Here is a 232-nt window from a genome sequence, read left to right on the forward strand (position 1 = left end):
ACAGCTCAAGTGCTTCAAGTGAGTCAGTGGTTAATGTGATCGTGGTATTAGCACCAGGTCCCACAGGGCCTTCCCTTGATGCGTTGGCAATGGCGTTTTCTAATGCCAGTAGTTGGCTGTTGTCGCCTCCTTCAGCCATGGTTTCTAATGCATCCGATGCCGCACTGCCAATTTGCCAAAGTGTGCTTTCTGTATGTGCAATAACGGCATTAGGCGATAGTGGCTGCCCTGC

At 50.9% G+C, this 232-nt stretch carries 1 protein-coding gene; it reads right to left on the reverse strand.

Annotated elements, in window-relative coordinates; all coding sequences use genetic code 11:
* Positions 1 to 232: spondin domain-containing protein (locus tag R0J88_RS23945; protein WP_410901449.1), on the reverse strand; the 232-nt coding region annotated here is incomplete at both ends.

Origin of the sequence: Pseudoalteromonas sp. SIMBA_162 (genome assembly GCF_046535955.1) — a bacterium.
Classification (GTDB): domain Bacteria; phylum Pseudomonadota; class Gammaproteobacteria; order Enterobacterales; family Alteromonadaceae; genus Pseudoalteromonas; species Pseudoalteromonas marina.